This is a genomic window from Vulcanococcus sp. Clear-D1 (assembly GCF_014654725.1).
Taxonomy (GTDB): Bacteria; Cyanobacteriota; Cyanobacteriia; order PCC-6307; family Cyanobiaceae; genus Vulcanococcus.
The window spans coordinates 147,512-164,961 of the sequence record NZ_JACVZV010000036.1 but is presented as its reverse complement, the minus strand read 5'-3'; the positions used below and the strand labels follow the sequence as shown (position 1 = coordinate 164,961).

The 17,450-nt window shown below is 64.5% G+C and carries 20 protein-coding genes; 10 read left to right on the top strand and 10 right to left on the bottom strand.

Translation table 11 applies throughout. From position 1 onward, the window contains the following. Nucleotides 1-54: 54 nt before the first annotated feature. Entirely contained in the window at nt 55-789 is a 735-nt protein-coding gene (locus H9532_RS13865; RefSeq protein ID WP_296369531.1) for a Bax inhibitor-1 family protein, read from the top strand. 113 nt (nt 790-902) lie between these two features. Here the strand turns inward: H9532_RS13865 and H9532_RS13860 are convergent, their stop codons facing one another. Continuing rightward, nucleotides 903-1,439, bottom strand: a complete 537-nt coding sequence (locus H9532_RS13860; RefSeq protein ID WP_296369529.1) for a hypothetical protein — start codon at nt 1,437-1,439, stop codon at nt 903-905. Between the two features lie 113 nt (nt 1,440-1,552). Here H9532_RS13860 and era point away from each other — a divergent pair, with 113 nt between their 5' ends. From era to trmD, 4 genes are all read left to right on the top strand, one after another. Next, the gene (gene era / locus H9532_RS13855) at nt 1,553-2,476 is read left to right on the top strand and encodes a GTPase Era (RefSeq protein WP_296369586.1); all 924 of its coding nucleotides are present in this window, start codon (nt 1,553-1,555) and stop codon (nt 2,474-2,476) included. 362 nt (nt 2,477-2,838) lie between these two features. Next, nucleotides 2,839-3,183: a type II toxin-antitoxin system VapC family toxin gene (locus H9532_RS13850; RefSeq protein ID WP_366664574.1), complete on the top strand. Its 345-nt coding sequence runs from the start codon at nt 2,839-2,841 to the stop codon at nt 3,181-3,183. Nucleotides 3,184-3,195: 12 nt separating this feature from the next. Continuing rightward, nucleotides 3,196-3,681: a phycobiliprotein lyase gene (locus tag H9532_RS13845; protein WP_296369524.1), complete on the top strand. Its 486-nt coding sequence runs from the start codon at nt 3,196-3,198 to the stop codon at nt 3,679-3,681. A 20-nt stretch (nt 3,682-3,701) separates the two neighbouring features. After that, a complete protein-coding gene (gene trmD / locus H9532_RS13840) occupies nt 3,702-4,397 on the top strand; it encodes a tRNA (guanosine(37)-N1)-methyltransferase TrmD (protein WP_296369584.1) in 696 nt (231 codons plus the stop codon). Nucleotides 4,398-4,400: 3 nt separating this feature from the next. Here the strand turns inward: trmD and H9532_RS13835 are convergent, their stop codons facing one another. Beyond that, the gene (locus H9532_RS13835) at nt 4,401-5,315 is read right to left on the bottom strand and encodes a stomatin-like protein (RefSeq protein WP_296369522.1); all 915 of its coding nucleotides are present in this window, start codon (nt 5,313-5,315) and stop codon (nt 4,401-4,403) included. A 58-nt stretch (nt 5,316-5,373) separates the two neighbouring features. Here H9532_RS13835 and H9532_RS13830 point away from each other — a divergent pair, with 58 nt between their 5' ends. Next, the gene (locus H9532_RS13830) at nt 5,374-5,805 is read left to right on the top strand and encodes an NfeD family protein (protein ID WP_296369520.1); all 432 of its coding nucleotides are present in this window, start codon (nt 5,374-5,376) and stop codon (nt 5,803-5,805) included. Here H9532_RS13830 and H9532_RS13825 read toward each other — a convergent pair. The 3 genes from H9532_RS13825 to H9532_RS13815 are packed head-to-tail and all read right to left on the bottom strand — an operon-like array spanning nt 5,792 to nt 11,366. Further along, the gene (locus H9532_RS13825) at nt 5,792-6,676 is read right to left on the bottom strand and encodes a DUF4434 domain-containing protein (protein ID WP_296369518.1); all 885 of its coding nucleotides are present in this window, start codon (nt 6,674-6,676) and stop codon (nt 5,792-5,794) included. The genes H9532_RS13830 and H9532_RS13825 overlap by 14 nt on opposite strands. Further along, nucleotides 6,673-9,186, bottom strand: coding sequence for a hypothetical protein (locus H9532_RS13820; RefSeq protein ID WP_296369516.1), 2,514 nt, complete (start codon nt 9,184-9,186; stop codon nt 6,673-6,675). The genes H9532_RS13825 and H9532_RS13820 overlap by 4 nt, the downstream gene beginning before the upstream one ends. Continuing rightward, on the bottom strand, nt 9,183-11,366 hold the full coding sequence (locus H9532_RS13815; RefSeq protein WP_296369514.1) for a glycosyl transferase family protein: 2,184 nt from the start codon (nt 11,364-11,366) through the stop codon (nt 9,183-9,185). The genes H9532_RS13820 and H9532_RS13815 overlap by 4 nt, the downstream gene beginning before the upstream one ends. 247 nt (nt 11,367-11,613) lie before the next feature. On the opposite strand from H9532_RS13815, the gene H9532_RS13810 reads away from it, so the two are divergent. Genes H9532_RS13810 through larB form a run of 4 tightly spaced genes read left to right on the top strand, consistent with a single transcriptional unit; the run spans nt 11,614 to nt 14,600 of the window. Beyond that, nucleotides 11,614-12,966: a sensor domain-containing diguanylate cyclase gene (locus tag H9532_RS13810; RefSeq protein WP_296369512.1), complete on the top strand. Its 1,353-nt coding sequence runs from the start codon at nt 11,614-11,616 to the stop codon at nt 12,964-12,966. 7 nt (nt 12,967-12,973) lie between these two features. Further along, nucleotides 12,974-13,459: a 2-C-methyl-D-erythritol 2,4-cyclodiphosphate synthase gene (ispF, locus tag H9532_RS13805; RefSeq protein ID WP_296369511.1), complete on the top strand. Its 486-nt coding sequence runs from the start codon at nt 12,974-12,976 to the stop codon at nt 13,457-13,459. Nucleotides 13,460-13,506: 47 nt separating this feature from the next. Then, nucleotides 13,507-13,893: a TIGR03792 family protein gene (locus H9532_RS13800; RefSeq protein ID WP_296369510.1), complete on the top strand. Its 387-nt coding sequence runs from the start codon at nt 13,507-13,509 to the stop codon at nt 13,891-13,893. After that, nucleotides 13,890-14,600 carry a nickel pincer cofactor biosynthesis protein LarB gene (gene larB / locus H9532_RS13795; RefSeq protein WP_296369509.1) on the top strand — a complete coding sequence of 237 codons (711 nt, stop codon included), beginning with the start codon at nt 13,890-13,892 and terminating at the stop codon, nt 14,598-14,600. The genes H9532_RS13800 and larB overlap by 4 nt, the downstream gene beginning before the upstream one ends. On the opposite strand, the gene H9532_RS13790 is transcribed toward larB, so the two are convergent. The 5 genes from H9532_RS13790 to H9532_RS13770 all read right to left on the bottom strand — a co-directional run bounded on the left by H9532_RS13790 (nt 14,560) and on the right by H9532_RS13770 (nt 17,401). Continuing rightward, nucleotides 14,560-14,718: a hypothetical protein gene (locus tag H9532_RS13790; RefSeq protein ID WP_296369507.1), complete on the bottom strand. Its 159-nt coding sequence runs from the start codon at nt 14,716-14,718 to the stop codon at nt 14,560-14,562. The two genes, larB and H9532_RS13790, sit on opposite strands and share 41 nt — an antisense overlap. 107 nt (nt 14,719-14,825) lie before the next feature. Then, complete coding sequence (locus H9532_RS13785; protein WP_296369505.1) at nt 14,826-14,996, bottom strand: hypothetical protein; 171 nt, start codon at nt 14,994-14,996, stop codon at nt 14,826-14,828. A 124-nt stretch (nt 14,997-15,120) separates the two neighbouring features. Then, a complete protein-coding gene (locus H9532_RS13780) occupies nt 15,121-16,035 on the bottom strand; it encodes a DUF1517 domain-containing protein (RefSeq protein ID WP_296369583.1) in 915 nt (304 codons plus the stop codon). Between the two features lie 78 nt (nt 16,036-16,113). Then, nucleotides 16,114-16,332, bottom strand: coding sequence for a sulfur carrier protein ThiS (gene thiS / locus H9532_RS13775; RefSeq protein ID WP_296369502.1), 219 nt, complete (start codon nt 16,330-16,332; stop codon nt 16,114-16,116). A 4-nt stretch (nt 16,333-16,336) separates the two neighbouring features. After that, on the bottom strand, nt 16,337-17,401 hold the full coding sequence (locus H9532_RS13770; protein ID WP_296369500.1) for a thiamine phosphate synthase: 1,065 nt from the start codon (nt 17,399-17,401) through the stop codon (nt 16,337-16,339). Between the last annotated feature and the right edge of the window lie 49 nt (nt 17,402-17,450).

Here is a 17,450-nt window from a genome sequence, read left to right as displayed (position 1 = left end):
CCCAACGCAACCTGGACAACGCTGGCAGGATGTGCTCAGTCTTCTCTCTGAGCCATGCCGGCCAGCAGCAATTTCCAGGAGGCCATCCGCGAGGCTCAATCGAGCGCGCTGGTGGGCCCCAATGTGGTCAACAAGGCCCTGCCCTACGTGGGCGGCGGCATGGTGCTCACCGCCGGTGGCGTGATGGGCGGTCTGGCCCTGATGGCCAGCAACCCGGCGCTGTTCATGCCCCTGTTCTGGGTGGCGTTGATCGGCAACTTCATCCTCTTCTTCGCGGCCCAGAACGTGGCCATGAAGGGCAACAACAGCACGGCCCTGCCGCTGCTGGCCGCCTACAGCCTGATCACCGGCTACACCCTCAGCGGCCTGGTGGCCATGGCCATCGGCACCGCGGGCATCGGCGCCATCGGTACGGCGGCACTCGCCACGGGCATCACCTTTGTGGCTGCCTCGGTGATGGGCCGTCGCATGAGCGACAGCGTCGGTCAGGCCCTGAGCGGCGTGGTCGGCCTAGGCATCATCGGCCTGGTGATCGCCATGCTCGTGCAGATCGTGGGCGGCATCTTTGTGCCCGGCTTCGGCATGGGCGGCATGGAGCTTCTGATCGCCGGCTTCGGCACCGTGATCTTCGTGGGCGCTGCCTTCGTCGACTTCTACACGATGCCCCGCACCTACAGCGACGACCAGTACCTGGCCGGCGCTCTGGGCATGTACCTCACCTACATCAACCTGTTCATCTTCATCTTGCGCCTGGTGATCGCCCTCAACGGCGGCGGCCGCCGCGACTGATTCAGTCGGCACGGGCTGCTGTCCCATCCGTGCCAACAAGAGCTGATTCCAGCCCAAAGCACCCCAGTGGGGTGCTTTTTTTGTTGGCGGTATCGACCCTTGTGGGGCTGGGGTCAGCCTTCAGCCACAGCCAGCACCGCATCCGCGATGGCGGCGCGCTGGTCGGCGTCGTAGCCCCAGCGATCGAGGAAAACGACATCGTCGCCGCGGCCGGATGTGGCCTCGAGCAACGTTTCAAGGCGCTCCTTCACAGCACCTGGCTCCAGCAGACGCAGCAGCTCGGTGCAGCGCAACTGCACCCGCTCGGATCCGCCCTGCTGGCCGGCATCACCGTTGCGCTGGTGGTGAAGGGCCATCGCGGTGCTCATCGCGAGATTGCGCACGCTCAGATCCACCACGCCATCGCCGGCCTGTCGCAGCGCTAAGACCACCGGATCCGGCAGGCGATCCATCAGCGGCGAGTCGCCCGCCAGCGACACCACGAAAAAGCCGCGGGCCCCATCGCGGCTGGCCACCATCTCAGCCACGCGATCGCCGAGCACCTCATCACTGAGCTCGCCGTTCTCCCAGAGCCCCAACCATTGGGCCGTGATCTCCATGGCCTGCTGGAAGGTGGGCTGAAGCGGTGTGCTGTCGGTGTTCTCGGTCATCAGCGCGGGGACCCAAATGAACGTCGGGCTGCCATGGTGACGTTATGGAACCAAGCCACCCCACCGACCCGCTGCCACCGTTTCCGGATCTGAGCGACCTGCCGGCCGAAGCGATGGCGGGTGGCTTCCAGCTGGGGGATAGCCCCGAAGGCTTTCGCTCCGGCTTTGTCGCCCTGGTGGGGCGGCCCAACGTGGGCAAGTCCACCCTGCTCAATCAATTGGTGGGTGAGAAGGTGGCGATCACCTCCCCCATCGCCCAAACCACCCGCAACCGCCTGCGCGCCATCCTCACCACCCCCGAAGCCCAGCTGGTGTTGGTGGACACGCCCGGCATCCACAAACCTCATCACCTGCTGGGTGAGCGCCTGGTGCAGACCGCCCGCGGTGCCATCGGCGAGGTGGATCTGGTGCTGCTGCTGGTGGATGGCAGCCAACCCGCCGGCCGGGGGGACGGTTTCATCGTGGAACTGCTGAGCCACGCGCGCGCCCCCGTGCACGTGGCCCTCAACAAGTACGACCTGGTGGATCCAGCCCAGGCGATCGAACTGGAAGCCAGCTACCGCGAGCTGGTGCCCGACTGGCCCCTGCATCCGGTGAGCGCCCTCACCGGCGACGGCACCGAAGCGCTGGTCAGCGCCCTCTCCGCCGCACTGCCGGAAGGGCCTCACCTCTATCCACCCGATGCGGTGAGCGATCAGCCGGAGCAACTACTACTGGCGGAACTGATCCGCGAACAGGTGCTGCAACACACCCGCGAAGAAGTGCCCCACTCCGTGGCCGTGCAGATCGAGCGGATCGTGGATGACGGCCCGCGCACGGCCGTGCTGGCCACAGTGTTCGTGGAGCGCAACAGCCAGAAGGGAATCCTGATCGGCAAAGGCGGCCGGATGCTCCGCGAGATCGGCAGCGGCGCCCGTCAACAGATGCAGAAGCTGATCAACGGCCCGGTGTATCTGGAGCTGTTCGTGAAAGTGGTGCCCAACTGGCGGCGCAGCGCTTCGCGCCTGGCGGAACTGGGCTACCGGGGGGACAGCTGATCGCCCCGCTCAAAACCGGAACCCATATCGACTTAGCCGCAAAGGTGGCTAAGCATGTATCTATGCAGGTGAATCTCCACGACGCCAAGACGCATCTCTCGCGCTACTTGGAGCAAGCGCTCGATGGGGAAGACGTGGTGATCGCGCGCAGGCAAAGCACTGGTCCGGCTGGTTCCGATCACCGAAACGCCTCGCCGTCGCCAACTTGGTTTCTTACGGGGCAGCGCACAGCTGAGCACCGATCTCAAGGCTGGCTTCAACGCCGAGATCGACTCGATGTTTGGGTGAGCAGATTGCCCCACGCAAGCGCACCCCTGCTCGACACCCAACTTCTGTTGTGGCTAGCCGCAGCACCCGAGTGATTGCCTCCAGCGTTGGCCAAGGACCTCGAAGATCGGAAGGATCCTTTCTGCTTCAGCGTGGCAAGCCTCTGGGAGGTAGCGATCAAAACGTCACTCGGCAAAGCGGGATTCACTGTTGATGCCAGCCAACTGCGACAGGGCCTCCTACGTGAAGGATTCCAAGAGCTGGGCATTGAAGCCGAGCACTGCCTTGCGGTGCAGCATCTGCCCTGGGTCCATCGCGACCCCTTTGATCGTTTGTTGGTCGCTCAGGCCATCAGCAGCGAGCGCACCCTGCTCACGGCTGATCGCACGCTGGAGCGATACGGGCCCGCGGTGCACTGGGTGGGCGGCAAAGAGAACTGAGAGAATCCCCCGATGAGCGATCCCGCCACCTTTCCCCCCGCCACCATCGAGGCCTTCCTGCGCTTCTGCGAAGGCGAGTGGATGACCCTGCGTTCACGCTTCCAGCTTGGAAGCGAGGCCGATGCGGGAGAGGGCGATGAATGGCACAGCAGCGAACGGGGCGAGCTGGTGGTGCGCTACGTGGAACCCTCGGACAGCAGGCAACCAGGTGGCATCAGCGTGGGCCCGAAGGATCAGACGCCGCGGCAGCTCCTGTTTGCGGCCGATGGCAGCTTCACCGCGGGTGATCAGCAGGGCAGCTGGACCCTCTGGCCCGATGGCAGCCTCGAGCTGGTGAGCGAGCAGAACGACGCTGAGCTGCGCGAGCGCATCTGGTTCAACAAGCCCAACCTGCGCCTGCGCTCCACGATTGAGCAGCCGGCCGACGGCACCCCGGGCCGGGCCAGCTTCAGCTCGGAAATCCGCCGAGTGAGCAAACCGGCGACCCCAGCCGCTTGAGCGATTCGCAACCCACCGCCATGCGCCTTGATGTGGTGAGCCTGGCCCCGGAGGCATTCGCGCCGCTGCAGGGCCTCGGGGTGATCGGCCGCGCCTTCGCAGCCGGGCGAGCCGAACTGCACGTGCATAACCCGCGCGATTACGCCACCGATCGATACCGCAAGGTGGACGATGAGCCCTACGGCGGCGGCGCCGGCATGGTGCTCAAACCCGAGCCGGTGTACGCCGCCGTGGAAGCGATTCCGGTGCTGCAGCGCCGGCGGGTGCTGCTGATGAGCCCCCAGGGGAAACCGCTCGAGCAGGCGGACCTCCGCCGCTGGGCCGACGACTACGACCAATTGGTGTTTCTCTGCGGCCACTACGAAGGCTTCGACGAGCGCATCCGCGCCCTGGCCGATGAAGAGGTGTCGATCGGAGATTTCGTGCTCACCGGCGGCGAACTGCCAGCGATGACGATCATCAACGGCGTGGTGCGCTTGCTACCCGGCACCGTGGGGACCGAGGCATGCCTGGAAGACGAGAGCCACAGCGCCCTGCTGCTGGAGCACCCCCACTACACCCGGCCGGCGGACTTCCGTGGTCTCACCGTGCCCGATGTGCTGCGCAGCGGCGACCACGGCGCCATCGCCCGCTGGCGCGCTCAACAGCAGCAAGAGCGCACCCAGCAGCGACGCCCCGATCTCTACGCCCGCTGGCAGGAGCAACAGCGGCAGTAGGCCTCAACCCTGCGGCTTCTGCAGTTCACGCAGGGCCGTGAGCAGTGCCGCGGGGCTCTGAGGATCCACCATCAGCACGCTGCCGGCAGGGGCGTTGGCCATGGATTCGCCCATGGCCATCCAGTCGCCTGCCAACAGCAAGCGGATCGCTTCAGAAGCCTGCGGGTGGGATTGCATCACCGTGGCCAGCCGGGTGGCGGCATCAGCGCGGGCCTGGGCCAAGAGTTCCTGTTGCTTTGCCTGAGCTTCAGCTTCCAGCAACAGCGCTTCCTGCTTGGCCTTGGCATCCAGCACCAAGGCTTCGGCACGGCCGCGGGCGGCATTGAGCTGCGACTCGCGCTCGCCTTCGGAGCGCAGAATTGCAGCACGCTTTTCGCGTTCGGCGGTCATCTGCTGCTCCATCGCCTGCTGCACGCCGCGGGAAGGCTGGATGTCGCGCAGTTCAACGCGGGTCACCTTCACGCCCCAGGGATCGGTGGCCTGATCGAGCTCGCGCAGCAGAGCTTCATTCACCTCCTGGCGGGTGGTGAAGGTTTGATCGAGATCGAGCTTGCCCATCTCCGCGCGGATCTGGGTGAGCACCAGATTCACCATCGCCGCCTGGAGGTTGTCCACGGCGTAATAGGCGCGGGAATGCTCCAGCAGCTGCCAATACACAACGGCATCCACCTCAATCGCCACGTTGTCGCGCGTGATGCACTGCTGAGGCGGGATATCGAGCACCCGCTCCTTCAGCGATTCATGGCTCACCACGCGCTCCACCACCGGCAGCACAAACGAGAGCCCGGGCTGCAGTTGGCGGTCGTATTTGCCGAGCCGCTCCACCAGGCGCGACTGACCGCCGCTGGTGACCTTCACACCGTTGATGCCAAGAAAGGCAATCACCGCCAGGGCCGGCAGACCGAACAGGGTTTCCACAGGCAGTCAGGCGCGCTGGCCTCAAGCTAGGCAGCATGAGCGAGTTGCTCCACCAGCCATGGTTCCAGCTCCACTGATCTGGTTTCTGCTGGGCCTGGCTCTATTGGCAGCGGAATGGCTCGGGGCTGAATTCGATGGGCTGCTGGCGGCGGCACTAGCGGCCTTGGCGTTGTCGGTGCTCACGGCGGTGCTGCCGGGGCTGGTGCTGGCCGGCCAGCTGCTGCTGTTCGCAGCAGCCACGGCGGGGTTGCTGGCGCTGCTGCAGCGCTGGTCGCGGCGCCGGGAGCGCTCGATTCCAGCCAGTGGCGCCAGCGAGCAGGCCACCGTGATCAGCGGCTTCAGCAGCAACGAACCCAGCGGGCGGGTGCGCTGGCAGGGCCAGAGCTGGGCGGCGACCAACCTCGAGCCGGAGCGCACCCTCCCGCCCGGCGCAGCAGTGCTTGTGATGGGGCGCGATGGCAACCGGCTGCAGGTGCTCAGCGAGGAGTGAGCAACGGGCCTGCCCAGGGCAGATAGCGCAGTTCAAACACGGCGTCGGGATGGCAGGGCACCGGGGGTTGCGGTGGGGCGGACACCGCAGCGAAGGGGGCGCCTGGCGCAGAGACCTGGCGGAAGGCTTCCCGCACCACTCCGATTGCACAGGGCAAGGCCTGCAGATAGGCCTGGCGCGCAGGGGGAGGAAGTTCGTGAATGCCCTCGCCGTCTTGCCACCACACCTGGAGGCCGGCCTGCTCAAGGCTACTCAGCCAAGCGGCGTTGGCCTGGGGAGATAGCTGGCCATTGCTGTAGGCGCTCACGTGCAACGGCCGGTTCAACCGTTCTGCCAACAGCACCAGTTGATCGCGCGTTTGCAGGCGTCGCTTGCGTTCGGCAAACAAGCGATCGGAGAGCTCTGCCGGTAAGTACCAACCCTCCACGGGCAGTTGCTTCTGCTCAAACAGCGGCTGAAGCCGTTGCTGCTGCGCCAGGGATTGGCGCAGCAGGCTGGCCCAGTAATCGCCCAAGCTCTCCTTCCAGCCGGGCTGCAGCACAGTCTGGAAATAGGCAGGATCGGCGGCCAGACCAATCACAAGGCTGAGCCCCTGGCGATGGGCTTCGATCAGGCTCTCGAGCAGCCAATTGTTCTGATCGAAGCGCTCATCCCCGAAGGCGCTCCACTGCACAATCACCCGGTCGTAGCCCTGGGCGCGCGTCTGCTGCCAGATGCCGCGCCATTGTTCAGCGCTCAGGCTGATGTCGCGATTGAGGGGCTGATAAAAAACCGTTTGCGCAGCACGCAGTGCCGTAGACGAGCTCAACAGGATGCCGGCGCTGAGCAACAGCTTCGCTAGCCAAAACAACCAGGCGTTCGGTGATCTCATAAATCAGCCTGAAGACTGAGCACCACACCAGTGCCATTACGATAGAGATCACCCGCTAGCGACTGTTGCAGTTCTGCGCGCGCCGTGATCTTGCGGCGGTAGGCGCGCAACCGGTCCTGCTGCAGCCACAGCTGCCAGCGCAGGCCGAGGCCAATACGTAAGTCGGTCTGACTGTTCTGTTGGGAAAACTGACCCAACAGATACGGGCTCAGGGTTTGCGCTAACCCCTGGCCCACCCGCCAGGTTCGACCCTGGCTGTAGCGCGCCAGGCTGAGTGTTTGGTTCTGATTCACAAACCAGGCCGCATCGAGATAGAGCGAGCGTTCATTCCAAGCCCGCCGGTCCTCCTTCCATTCGGCATTCCAACGGCCCTGATCCAGCAGTGAACCGTTGATGCGCAGCAATAGATCACTAGTGTTTGGCTGACCCAGCTGCGCCTGATAGGCCTCGGTGAACACATTCATATTCACTCCACGGATCGGGGCGTAGCGCACTCCCAATCCACCAGCCGTTTGGTTTTGATTGTTGAGCGCATCGTTGGCGCTGATCAGCCGGCCGTAACCAAACAGCCCCTCCACGGTCAGGCGGTGTTCATAGATCGCCGTGCCCACAACATTGTTGTTGGCGTTGATCAAAGCCTCATTCACAGTCTGGGCTGCGCCATCCGGGGCAACCGTGAGATTGATCAGCCAACTGTTATTGCGAGCAAGGCTTTCGTAACTGCGTTTGAGCCCATAAATCCGTTGCCGCTGGGCTGGCGTCTCCAGCGGTTCCGTCGCGATCGCAGGATCCTGTTCCAGCTCAATGGCGCGGCCGAGATGTTGCAGGGAGGCGCTCCGCTGGCCCTGCTCACGGGTGCGGTTGGCCAGCTCCAGTTCCAACGCCGGGTTCGAGGGATTGATTCGGCTCGCCTCGAGCAACACCGGCACGGCCTGATCGCGAATGCGGCGATCCGGGTCCTGGCTGAGGGTGAAGCCGTAATCACTGAGATAAGCGCCATTGCCTGGGCTCAGTTCCGTGGCCTTCTGCAACCAGCGACGGGCCTGAGCACGATCCCCCTGGGTGCGCGCAATCAAACCAGCTTGATAGAAATCAGCCCCGTCTTGGCTGGTGGCCAGCACCTGCTCAAAGCGCTCGTGCGCGGCTTTGAGATCACCTCGAGCCTGGGCGATCAGCCCTCCCAGGCGCCACTGATCACGATCTGGCGCGCGCAGCTCTAACCAGTGCGCTTCGGCTTGGTCCGGGCGCTCCAGCTCCAGGGCCACCTGGGCCATCCCCGCCTGCACCGCAGTGTTTTGCCGCTCCGAGGGCGGCAGTTCACTCCAGAGCTGATAGGCCCGCTCAGGCTCACCGCTGGCCGCCAGGGCAAAAGCCAGCAGGCTGCGGCCATCGCTGCGCCCCTGCTCCAGCGCGCGTTCGAGGTAGATCACGGCCTCACCAGGCCGCTGCGTGATGCTGCATTCGCCGCGAGCCAACCATTCCCCAGCGGAGGCGGCGCGGGTGGCATCACGGCTCAATGCAGGGATGCGATCACATAAGCCCTGATCCACCAGCTGCTCATACAGCTGGCCGCGCAGCGAGCTCGACAACCGCGGAGCCAACCGCTCGACGCAGTGAGCCGCCGGAGGACGCACCTGGCCGTAAAGGTTCACCAACCGGCTGGCCAAGGGTTCCTCGATCGGTGCACTGGCTGCTTGGCCTGGGCTGAGGCCTAGCCGCTGCTCCAACAGGGTGAGCGCCTCAAAGAGGCTGCCAGCTGCGATCAGTCGATAACTGAGTTGATCCAGGGTTGGGGCTGGTTCGGGAGGGATACGCCACACCGCCACCGCACCCTTTGCTTGCGGGGGCGCCACGAAAGCGGGCGGATTCAAGGTGGCGCGCGCCAGGGCAAGCCGCTTCGCCAGCAGTGGCGAAAGCCCACGGCCCATGCCAGCCAGCGGAGACAGCTCCGCCACCACGGAGCGCCAGTCGCGGGCCAGTTCAGCCAGGCCGCTGCGGTAGGTGATGTCCCCACCGCGAGAGCGCAGCCAGCGCCAGGCCGCTGCGGCGCCAAACTGCCGGCGCAGCTGCTCGGCATGGGCCGTCGCCAAGGCGTCCCGCTCTTTGGCGGAGCCGCTCTGCCTCAGCCACTGCTCCACACGCCAGGCGGGCGTGGGCGATGGTTGATTGAGCCAACTTAGCTGGATCTGCCGCCGCAGGGCTGCACCGGGCAACGGTTGCAGCGCATCGAGGGCAGGGCCGTGGCGCCGCTGCGCCAGCAAGGCCTGAGCCAGCAGCACACGTGCATCGCGGGAGGTGGCATCGATGCGGTTAAGCACATGCCGCGCCTCCCGTTCGGCTTCACTGAAGCGCCCCTGCTGCAACGCCTGGGAGCCGCGTGCCAAATGGGGATAGGCGCTGAAGCGTTTCCAGTCGCGCAGCAAGTTTGGAAAGGCCTGGCCTGGCATGGGCTGCCAGAGCACCAACAGCAGCGCCGGCAGCCCAATGACCTGCGAGAAGCGGCGCCTCATACACCCAGCCTCACGGCCTCTAGCCCCAACTGGCGCTGCTTCTGCTGCTCTGCCAACAGCACCTGCAGGTTGGCCTCGCTGAGCAAACCCATCTGCACGAGATGATCGCCGAGACGTTGCTGCAGCGGCTCGAAGCTGATCAAAGCCTGGCTAAGCACCGCCTGATTGAGCAGGCCCAGCTCCACGGTGAGATCACCCAACAGGATCAGATGGCGGCAGAGGCGCTCGAGCGGCCCCTGCGCACGGCTCTCGTCCTGGGCCAGCTGATGCAGCACCTGTCCCAGCTCACTGGAATCGCCGGGGCGGTAGCCGTGCATCAGCCCCACCTGCACGCGGCCCTGAGGCACCAGAACCTGACGGCACGGCAACCCCAGCTGGCGACTGATCACCCCAACGGCAACGGCACTTGCAGCACTTTCGCGGCCAAGCACCAGCATGCCGTCCTCCAAAGCCAGAGGCAGCACCGAATATTTGAACGCCAGCCGTTCGCCCAGCCGCTCCAGCAGCGAGGCATCCAAGCTGAAGGGATCGAGATCGCGCCATTCCAGCCCCTGCTGCACCGCGAGTGCAGCAGCCAACTGCTGCGAGCTGATCGCTCCCTGCTCAAGCAGCGCGCGACCGATGCGGCGGCGACCGCTGCGCTCCAACACCTGCTGCAGCTGAGAAGCCGTGAGTGCACCCTCAGTGATCAGGATTTGCCCGAGCGGCTGGCGGCTAGAGGTTGCTGCCACGCTGGGGAATACATGGGTTGTTTTATCCCAGGCCACCCGGCGGGCATCACCAATAGCCATCACCTGACGGAACGCACGCAGATTGGCGAAGAAGTTCACCCAATTGGCCCACACCATACGCGGCACAGCCATCAAGGCCGGCACGAGGCCATAAAAACTGCCCGTGAAAATGATGCGCTGCGCAATCCGATTCAGCAGCAACACGCCGTTGTAGGCCAAGAGAATGTGCAGGAATCGGCTATCACCCAACACAGAGGCGAAATCCCAAGCGCTCCAGTGCTCGACGCTGACCAACCAGACCAAGCCAAGCTGCAGGGCCAGCAGCATCGACAGCAGGCCAATCAGATTGCTGATCGCTCCGCGACGATCACGCCAGAGGAAATAGTTCAGCAACCAGTTGCGCGTCCATGGCAGTGTTTGCGCACCCTGGAACACGATCCCGGTAATCCATCGCGACTTCTGGCGAATGGCGGTGGCCAGTGTGTCGGGGAAGTTTTCGCGCACGCAGATCACCTTTCCTTCACGCCGGCTCACACCTAAACGATGCTCTCGCAAGGGCGCCAGCGCCGGATCACGCGGGCTGAAACGCACAAAAATCTCGCGCATCCCGGCCTGACGCAGCCGGATGCCGATGTCGTAATCCTCCGTGAGGCTTTGGGTGGAGAAGGCGATGCCTTCTCCTTCATCCAACAGATGCAGTAGAGCCCGGCGACTGAAACAGGTGCCCACGCCTGCACTGGGAACCTGACCCACCAGGGCTTCGCGCACCAGCACATCCTTGCCATGCAGCTCGGCAAATTCATCGGCATAGTGATTGGCCGTGAAGTTCCACCAATGGCGATGCAAAAACGGATAGACAGGCACTTGGATCAAATCTTTCCGGTCCACCAGAAGATTGAACAGCCGCAACTCCAGCGGTGAGATCACATCCTCAGCATCGTGAAGAATGAAGCCGCAAAAGCGGATCGAGGCCTCTCGCTCAAAGGCCAAAACAGCCTCCAGGATGTTATTGAGGCAGTCGGCCTTGCTGGTGGGTCCTGGCAGAGCACAAACCACTTTGTGCACATTGGAGAACCGCAGGCAGGCCTCCTCCACATCGGCTTGTGTCTCGGGGTCGTTGGGATACGTACCAACAAAAATCTGGTAGTTCTCGTAGTCGAGACGGCTGGCGGCCAGCTGAGCCATCGCCCCGATTACGCCCACCTCCTGCCAGGCCGGCACCAGGATGGCCAAGGGTTGCTCCGGGACTCCAAAGAGGAGCTGCTCATCAGCAACCCGGTAGCGGGTGTACACGGCAGCGGATCGCCACAGCCGGCGCGACCAGTAGATCAGATCGATCAGCAGATCTTCTGTGCCCAGAATCGCCAAGGCACCGCCGATCAACGCGGTGGCCAGACGCAGCACGTAGAGATACCCCGCGAACAGGTCGATCAGCGCGTCAATGGGCATGGCGAATGACGGCTGGCTCGCTGGCGCAGGGGAGAAATGCAGTTGAGCCAGCAGAGAGGCCCATGACTACGATCATAAGTACAACCAGCCGCAAAATTGGAAACAGGCTTCTGAGATGACAATCCCTAACACCCATCTCAAGCAGTCGCGGCGCTTTGCGGTTGTGCTTTCAGCGCTCCTACTAAGCGGCCTTGGCAGCCTTTCTGTCTTCAGCTATCTGCGATCGCGCCAACAGTTTGATCGTCAGATGGTTACAGAGATCCTGCCTCTCACATCGGATGCCGTTGCAGCCAACATTGAGAACTTGATCAGCCAGCCGGTGCTGGCCTCCAGGCTTGCTGCCGACAACAGCCTGCTGGTTGATCTGTTGCTTGGTGACGATCAACAACCCAGAGAGATCGCCTCCTACCTCAGCTCCATTCAACGCAGCACTGGCGTGGCCACGGCCTTCCTGGTGTCCGAAAAGTGTCGGAGGTACTACGGCCCATCGGGCCTAGTGAGAACCATCAACCCAGCATCCAGCGCTGACCAGTGGTATCAGCGCTTCATCGATTCGGGCCGATCTGTGGAAATCAACATTGATCGCGATCCGGCCGATCCCTCCAAAACGTTGGCCTTCGTGAATGTGCGCGTTGAGGGAGATAATCGCCAACTTCTGGGCGTAGCTGGCCTAGGCGTGGATGTGGATTTTTTCCGCAACAAGCTTGTTGCTTACCAGCATGCATACGGCGCCCGCCTCTTACTTGTTAATAAATCCGGCCAGATTGTATTGACCTCGGATGGCAGCAGCGGCAACCTCTCTAGGCTGGCTGACATTGGCGCTCAGAGCCGCGCCATTCTGAGCCGCCCCAAACAGGCCTTACAGCTCGCGACGGATCGAGACGAGTTGTATGTGAATGCCATCCAGATCCCCCGCTCCGGCTGGACTCTGGTGGTGATCCAGCGCCCCAACGCTGAGGAACAAGCCTTGCGGCGTCTTCTGCTTCAAAACAGCGTTGCAGCGCTGCTGATCGGCTGCTTATTAATCGTTGTTGGCCGGCTGACGATTGGTCGTGATCAAGAGAAGCTGCAGCAATCGGCCAGCACCGACAACCTGAGCGGTCTGCTCAATCGCCAAGCCTTTGCAGCGATCTTTGAGGAGCTCACCAGCCGTGGCTCCCGGCCCGATTCCGGGCTCGCCATCGCCTTGATGGATATCGACCATTTCAAACGGGTGAATGACACCTATGGCCATCCAGCTGGTGATGCCGTGATCCGTGCGGTTGCCGCGGCCATCAAAACCAGCGTGCGCGAGAGCGATCCGGTGTTCCGCTGGGGCGGAGAGGAGTTTTTGCTGCTGCTGCCGATGTCGAACCTGGAGCAAGCGGTCGCCCGGCTGGAGGCGTTACGCAGCCACCTGCGCGCCACGGAGATTCAGCTCGAGCCCACCGATGCCCGCACCAGCGTGACCCTCAGCTACGGGCTGACGCTGCACCGGCCAGGCGAAACCAGTGCGGCAGGCCTGGATCGAGCCGACCAGGCTCTCTATGAGGCCAAGCGCACGGGCCGCGACCGGATCTGCGTGCTGGATCAGATGGGGTTGAATTCACCCACCAGCTGACCCCTCCATGCAGCTTCGCCTCGGCAACGGTTATGACATCCACCGCCTGGTGCCGGGCCGGCCGCTGATCCTCGGGGGCCAACAACTGGAGCATCCCGCCGGCTTGGGCCTTGATGGCCACAGCGATGCCGACGTGCTGGTGCACGCCATCATGGACGCCCTCCTCGGCGCCCTCTCCCTGGGCGACATCGGCAAATACTTTCCTCCCGACGATCCGCAGTGGAAGGGGGCCGACAGCCTGGTGCTGCTGGAGCAGGTGGTGGCGCTGGTGGCAGAACGGGGCTGGAGCGTGATCAATGTGGATTCGGTGGTGATTGCTGAGCGCCCCAAGCTCAAACCTCACATCGAAGCGATGCGCGCCGCCATTGCCGCCCGGATGGGTCTGGACCCTGATCAGGTGGGTGTGAAAGCCACTACCAACGAAAAGCTGGGGCCGGAGGGCCGGGAGGAGGGGATCTCCTGCCAGGCGGTGGCCCTGCTGCAAAAGCCATGAGCCGGCGCACGCTGGCTAGGGTTTTGGCCCATACGCTTTGCTTGCTGATGCTGCTGGCCGGCCATCCCGATGTGGCGATCGCTGAGCAGCAACAGCCGGGAGGCACCTTTGAGGTAGCGGTGGTGGAGCACCTGCGGGTGAAGGTGCCTGCTGAAGCCCGCCAAGCCTGGCTGGAAGCCGAACGGGGCAGCTGGGAACCCTGGCTGGCGCAGCAAGAGGGCTATCTGGGGCGCGATCTGCTCTGGGATCCTGAGCGAGAAGAGGGCACGCTTCTGATCCGCTGGGCCAGCCGCGAGCAATGGAAAGCCATCCCGTTGGGCGAGGTGGAAGCCGTGCAGGAGCGCTTCGAGCAGTTGGCCCGCCAAGCCACCGGCACCCGGCAAGGCAATCCCTTCCCGCTGGTGTTTGAAGGCGAGCTACAGCCCGCAGCATGACCGAAACCGCTCGGCTCGATCTGCAGCGCCGCCAGCGGATCGGCATGGTGGAGGCCATCTGGGGCGAGCACAAAACCACCGAGCAGATCGCGTCGATCCTGATACGGCTGCAGCGGGCAGGAGAACTGGCGCTGGCCACCCGCGTGGATGCCGCCAAAGCGCAAGCCGTGGCGGAGCTGATCGAGGCCGAAGCATCAGGTGCTGCGCTCCTTGAGCAGCTGCACTTTCACGCCGATGCCCGCTGCCTGAGCCTCGGGGATCCCGCGCCACCGCGGCAGGAGCTCGGCGAGGTGCTGGTGCTCAGCGGCGGCACCAGTGATTTGCCCGTCGCCAGCGAAGCGCAGTTGGCCCTGCACTGGCATGGGGTGCGCTGCGAGCGGTTGCTGGATGTCGGCGTGGCGGGGCTGCATCGGCTACTGGGCCAGCTGGAGCGGCTGGAGCAGGCCCAGGTGCTGATCGCTTGCGCCGGGATGGAAGGGGCTCTGCCCACCGTGTTGGCCGGCCTGGTGCCACAACCGGTGATTGGGGTGCCGGTGAGCGTGGGCTACGGGGTGAGCGCCGGCGGCCAGGCTGCCCTGCACGGGATGCTGGCCAGCTGCGCGCCGGGGCTGAGCGTGGTGAACATCGACAACGGCTATGGCGCCGCAATGGCCGCCCTGCGGATCCTCAACAGTGGCCGCGCAATGGCTCCCGCGCAGGAGCCTTGAGCTCGAGCATCGCCTCCACCCAAAGCTGCATCGAGCGGGGCAGCCGGCGTTGTTCGTAGCGCTCCAAGGCCTCGAGCAGCACAGGGCTGTTCACCCAGTGCGGAGAGCGCGGTGCCATCCGAACCGTTCAGCTGAGCCGCACTGTGCGTGGTGGTAAGGCCCTCGGCAACCGGGGGAGGCCAACCTGAAGATCGGCTTCAGAGTTGAGCCTCTAGCGCGAGGGGCTCAACCTTCCAGGGCGCGTCGGCCCAGGCACTGCTGGAGCTCGCGGGAGCGCTCCTCCGTTTCCACTTGATGCAGACGGCTCAGCAGGGCGTGCAGATCACTACCAGCCAATTCGCCATTGGCCTGCCATTTCATGGCGCGGGTTTCGGAATGGCGAACTGAGGCGGACACGCAAGCGGAATGAAGTGGCTATCAACCTAAACATCAACGCCGCCGCCAACCGGACTTACAACACGAATTCAGCGGAAGAGTTTCTGTAGATCGCCAAATCTTCAGAAAAAGCGAAGATCCCGCCTCAGAGGTGCTTCAGATCGGGATAGGCCGTGATCAGCTCATCGGCGCTGAGCACTTCGCCCACACCCTCGGGCTGCCAAATCACCTCGAGGGCCAACAGCTGATCGGAAGGCACCGAGCCCACCACACGCAGCGCCTCGCGCAGATCCTCACTGCCGTTGAGAGGCTTGAGCGTGATGCGGCTGCGGCTGGCCACCAGCAGCGTCACAGCGATGTAATCGCTGGTGGCATCGGCATCACCAGCGGTTGTGGCGGTAGCCGCCCCGCGGGAGCCACCCACATTGGTGGTGATCTCGCCGGCGAGCTTGCTGCGCTCGGTCATCGAGAGGCGGTTGAAGGTGGATTCGGCCGCCTGGAAGGGCACCTGGCCCACCTCAGCGTTGGCGTACACCCACAGATCGGGATGACGCAGCAGCGCCAGGGTGCTGTCTTGCAGCACGCGCTGCAAACCGCTGCTGCTGCTGGTATCAGAGCTGGCGGCCAGGCTGCGCAGATCGCGCTGCAGCTCGCGAGCCGAAGCCAGCAGCCCCACCTGGAGCTGCGCAATTGCCACGGGGCCATCGGGCCGATAGCCATCGAGATCCCCCCCGCGCATCCCCGCCGGCAACGCCTGGCCGCCACCACCGCCACCGCCACCGCGGAAGGCATTCAGCACCAGGCCGACCACCGCCATCAGCACCAGGAAGCCAAACAGGCCACCACCGCCGAAGAAAAACGGAACGATGAACGGAAAACCGATGCCGCCGCCATAGCCACGCTGGTAACCGCCACCGCCATAGCCGCCTCCGCTGTAGCTGCGCGGCATGGGAGCAGAACGAAAGCTGCCGCCACCGATGCGGCCACCGCTGGCGGCATCAGCAGGCTGAGGGGCCAGCACCACCAGCGCCAGGGCCGCACTGAGCAACGCAGGAAGCATCAGGCGACGAAACAGACGACGCAGCAGCGGCGTGGAGTGCTGTTGAGGCAAAACCAACCCCAGGAATTGCCATGAAATCTAAGAACCACCTCCCACGATGGTGACCACTTCCACGGCATCGGCTTCCCGTACGGGCTGATCTGCCCAACAGGCCCGGGGCAGGATCTCGCCGTTGAACTCCACCACCACCAGCTGTGGCTTGTAACCGCGCAGCTCAAGCAGTTGCAGCAGCGACAGGCCTTCAGGGCACGGAATCGGATCGCCGTTCAGGCGCACTTCGATCGTGGATTCGCTCATCGGCTCAGTTCAGCATCTCCAGGAGCTCCCGGCTGGCCGCCGCGGGATCCGGGGCCGCGGTGATCGCCCGCACCACCGCCACCCGGCTGCAACCCACGGCCTGCACCGCCGCCAGATTGCTGGCATCGATGCCGCCGATCGCGAAACAGGGGATCGGGCTGTCTGCTGCGGCCTGGCGCACATAATCCAGGCCCACGGGCTCACGGCCAGGCTTGGTGGGCGTGGCGTTCACCGGGCCCACACCCACGTAGTCGCATCCATCAGCGACCGCCTCACGCAGCTGGCTGAGGGCGTGGGTGCTGCGGCCGATCAGTTTCTCGGGGCCGAGCAAACGCCGGGCCAGCGCCGGCGGCAGATCGCCCTGCCCCAGATGCACGCCATCGGCATCCACCGCCAGGGCGATATCGATGCGGTCGTTCACCAGAAACAGGGCGCCATAACGGCTACAGAGCTGGCGCAGCGCCTGGGCCTGCGCCAACCGTTCCGCATCGGTGATCGATGCACCATCAGCGCCCAGGCTGCCCTCCTTGGCGCGGTACTGCACCAGGCGCACGCCACCCTCGAGGGCTGCTTCCACCACAGCCTCGAGCTGTGGGGATGGACTCGTGATCAGATACAGCCGGCTGCTTTGCAGCTGCACCCGGCGCTGATCGCCTTCCGGGCAGGCCCGCAGCAACTCCACCTCCAGGTCGTAGAGGGCGTAACGGATCGCGGCCGCTTCAGCAGCCAGGGTTGGATCCTCCGCGCGGCCGAATTCCTCCAGCACCCGCAGCGCTTCCTGCACCCGCCCGCAGTTGGCCGCCACCACCGCCGCGGGCTCCTGCCGCTGGGCCTGGGCAGGATGGGCCATGCCTGCCGCCACATCGCCAGCTGTGTGCCGCGCTTGCTTGTAGCGATCGGCATGCAGCAGCCCCAGCCGCTGGCGCAGATCTTTCAACCGCGCCACCAGATCGGCACGATCCAGCCCAAAGCGGCACCAGTCCTCCACCACCCGAAGGCCCTCCCGGGCGCGATCGAGGTTGGCGTCGAGCAGGCGCAACACCGGCTGGGGTTGTGCGGGGGCCGTCATGAACAGAACTGAGGCGAGAGGGGCTGCTTAGGGTGTGCGCACACATGCC

Bases quoted from the DNA above. Each gene is read 5' to 3' on its own strand.
- H9532_RS13865 (WP_296369531.1), top strand. From the start codon at position 55: ATGCCGGCCAGCAGCAATTTCCAGGAGGCCATCCGCGAGGCTCAATCG.
- H9532_RS13820 (WP_296369516.1), bottom strand. From the start codon at position 9,186: ATGAGGCGCCGCTTCTCGCAGGTCATTGGGCTGCCGGCGCTGCTGTTG.
- H9532_RS13790 (WP_296369507.1), bottom strand. From the start codon at position 14,718: ATGGCACCGCGCTCTCCGCACTGGGTGAACAGCCCTGTGCTGCTCGAG.
- H9532_RS13810 (WP_296369512.1), top strand. From the start codon at position 11,614: ATGGTTACAGAGATCCTGCCTCTCACATCGGATGCCGTTGCAGCCAAC.
- ispF (WP_296369511.1), top strand. From the start codon at position 12,974: ATGCAGCTTCGCCTCGGCAACGGTTATGACATCCACCGCCTGGTGCCG.
- H9532_RS13770 (WP_296369500.1), bottom strand. From the start codon at position 17,401: ATGACGGCCCCCGCACAACCCCAGCCGGTGTTGCGCCTGCTCGACGCC.
- H9532_RS13815 (WP_296369514.1), bottom strand. From the start codon at position 11,366: ATGCCCATTGACGCGCTGATCGACCTGTTCGCGGGGTATCTCTACGTG.
- H9532_RS13780 (WP_296369583.1), bottom strand. From the start codon at position 16,035: ATGCTTCCTGCGTTGCTCAGTGCGGCCCTGGCGCTGGTGGTGCTGGCC.
- H9532_RS13830 (WP_296369520.1), top strand. From the start codon at position 5,374: ATGGTTCCAGCTCCACTGATCTGGTTTCTGCTGGGCCTGGCTCTATTG.
- era (WP_296369586.1), top strand. From the start codon at position 1,553: ATGGCGGGTGGCTTCCAGCTGGGGGATAGCCCCGAAGGCTTTCGCTCC.
- H9532_RS13845 (WP_296369524.1), top strand. From the start codon at position 3,196: ATGAGCGATCCCGCCACCTTTCCCCCCGCCACCATCGAGGCCTTCCTG.
- H9532_RS13860 (WP_296369529.1), bottom strand. From the start codon at position 1,439: ATGACCGAGAACACCGACAGCACACCGCTTCAGCCCACCTTCCAGCAG.
- H9532_RS13800 (WP_296369510.1), top strand. From the start codon at position 13,507: ATGCTGCTGGCCGGCCATCCCGATGTGGCGATCGCTGAGCAGCAACAG.
- thiS (WP_296369502.1), bottom strand. From the start codon at position 16,332: ATGAGCGAATCCACGATCGAAGTGCGCCTGAACGGCGATCCGATTCCG.
- H9532_RS13825 (WP_296369518.1), bottom strand. From the start codon at position 6,676: ATGAGATCACCGAACGCCTGGTTGTTTTGGCTAGCGAAGCTGTTGCTC.
- larB (WP_296369509.1), top strand. From the start codon at position 13,890: ATGACCGAAACCGCTCGGCTCGATCTGCAGCGCCGCCAGCGGATCGGC.
- trmD (WP_296369584.1), top strand. From the start codon at position 3,702: ATGCGCCTTGATGTGGTGAGCCTGGCCCCGGAGGCATTCGCGCCGCTG.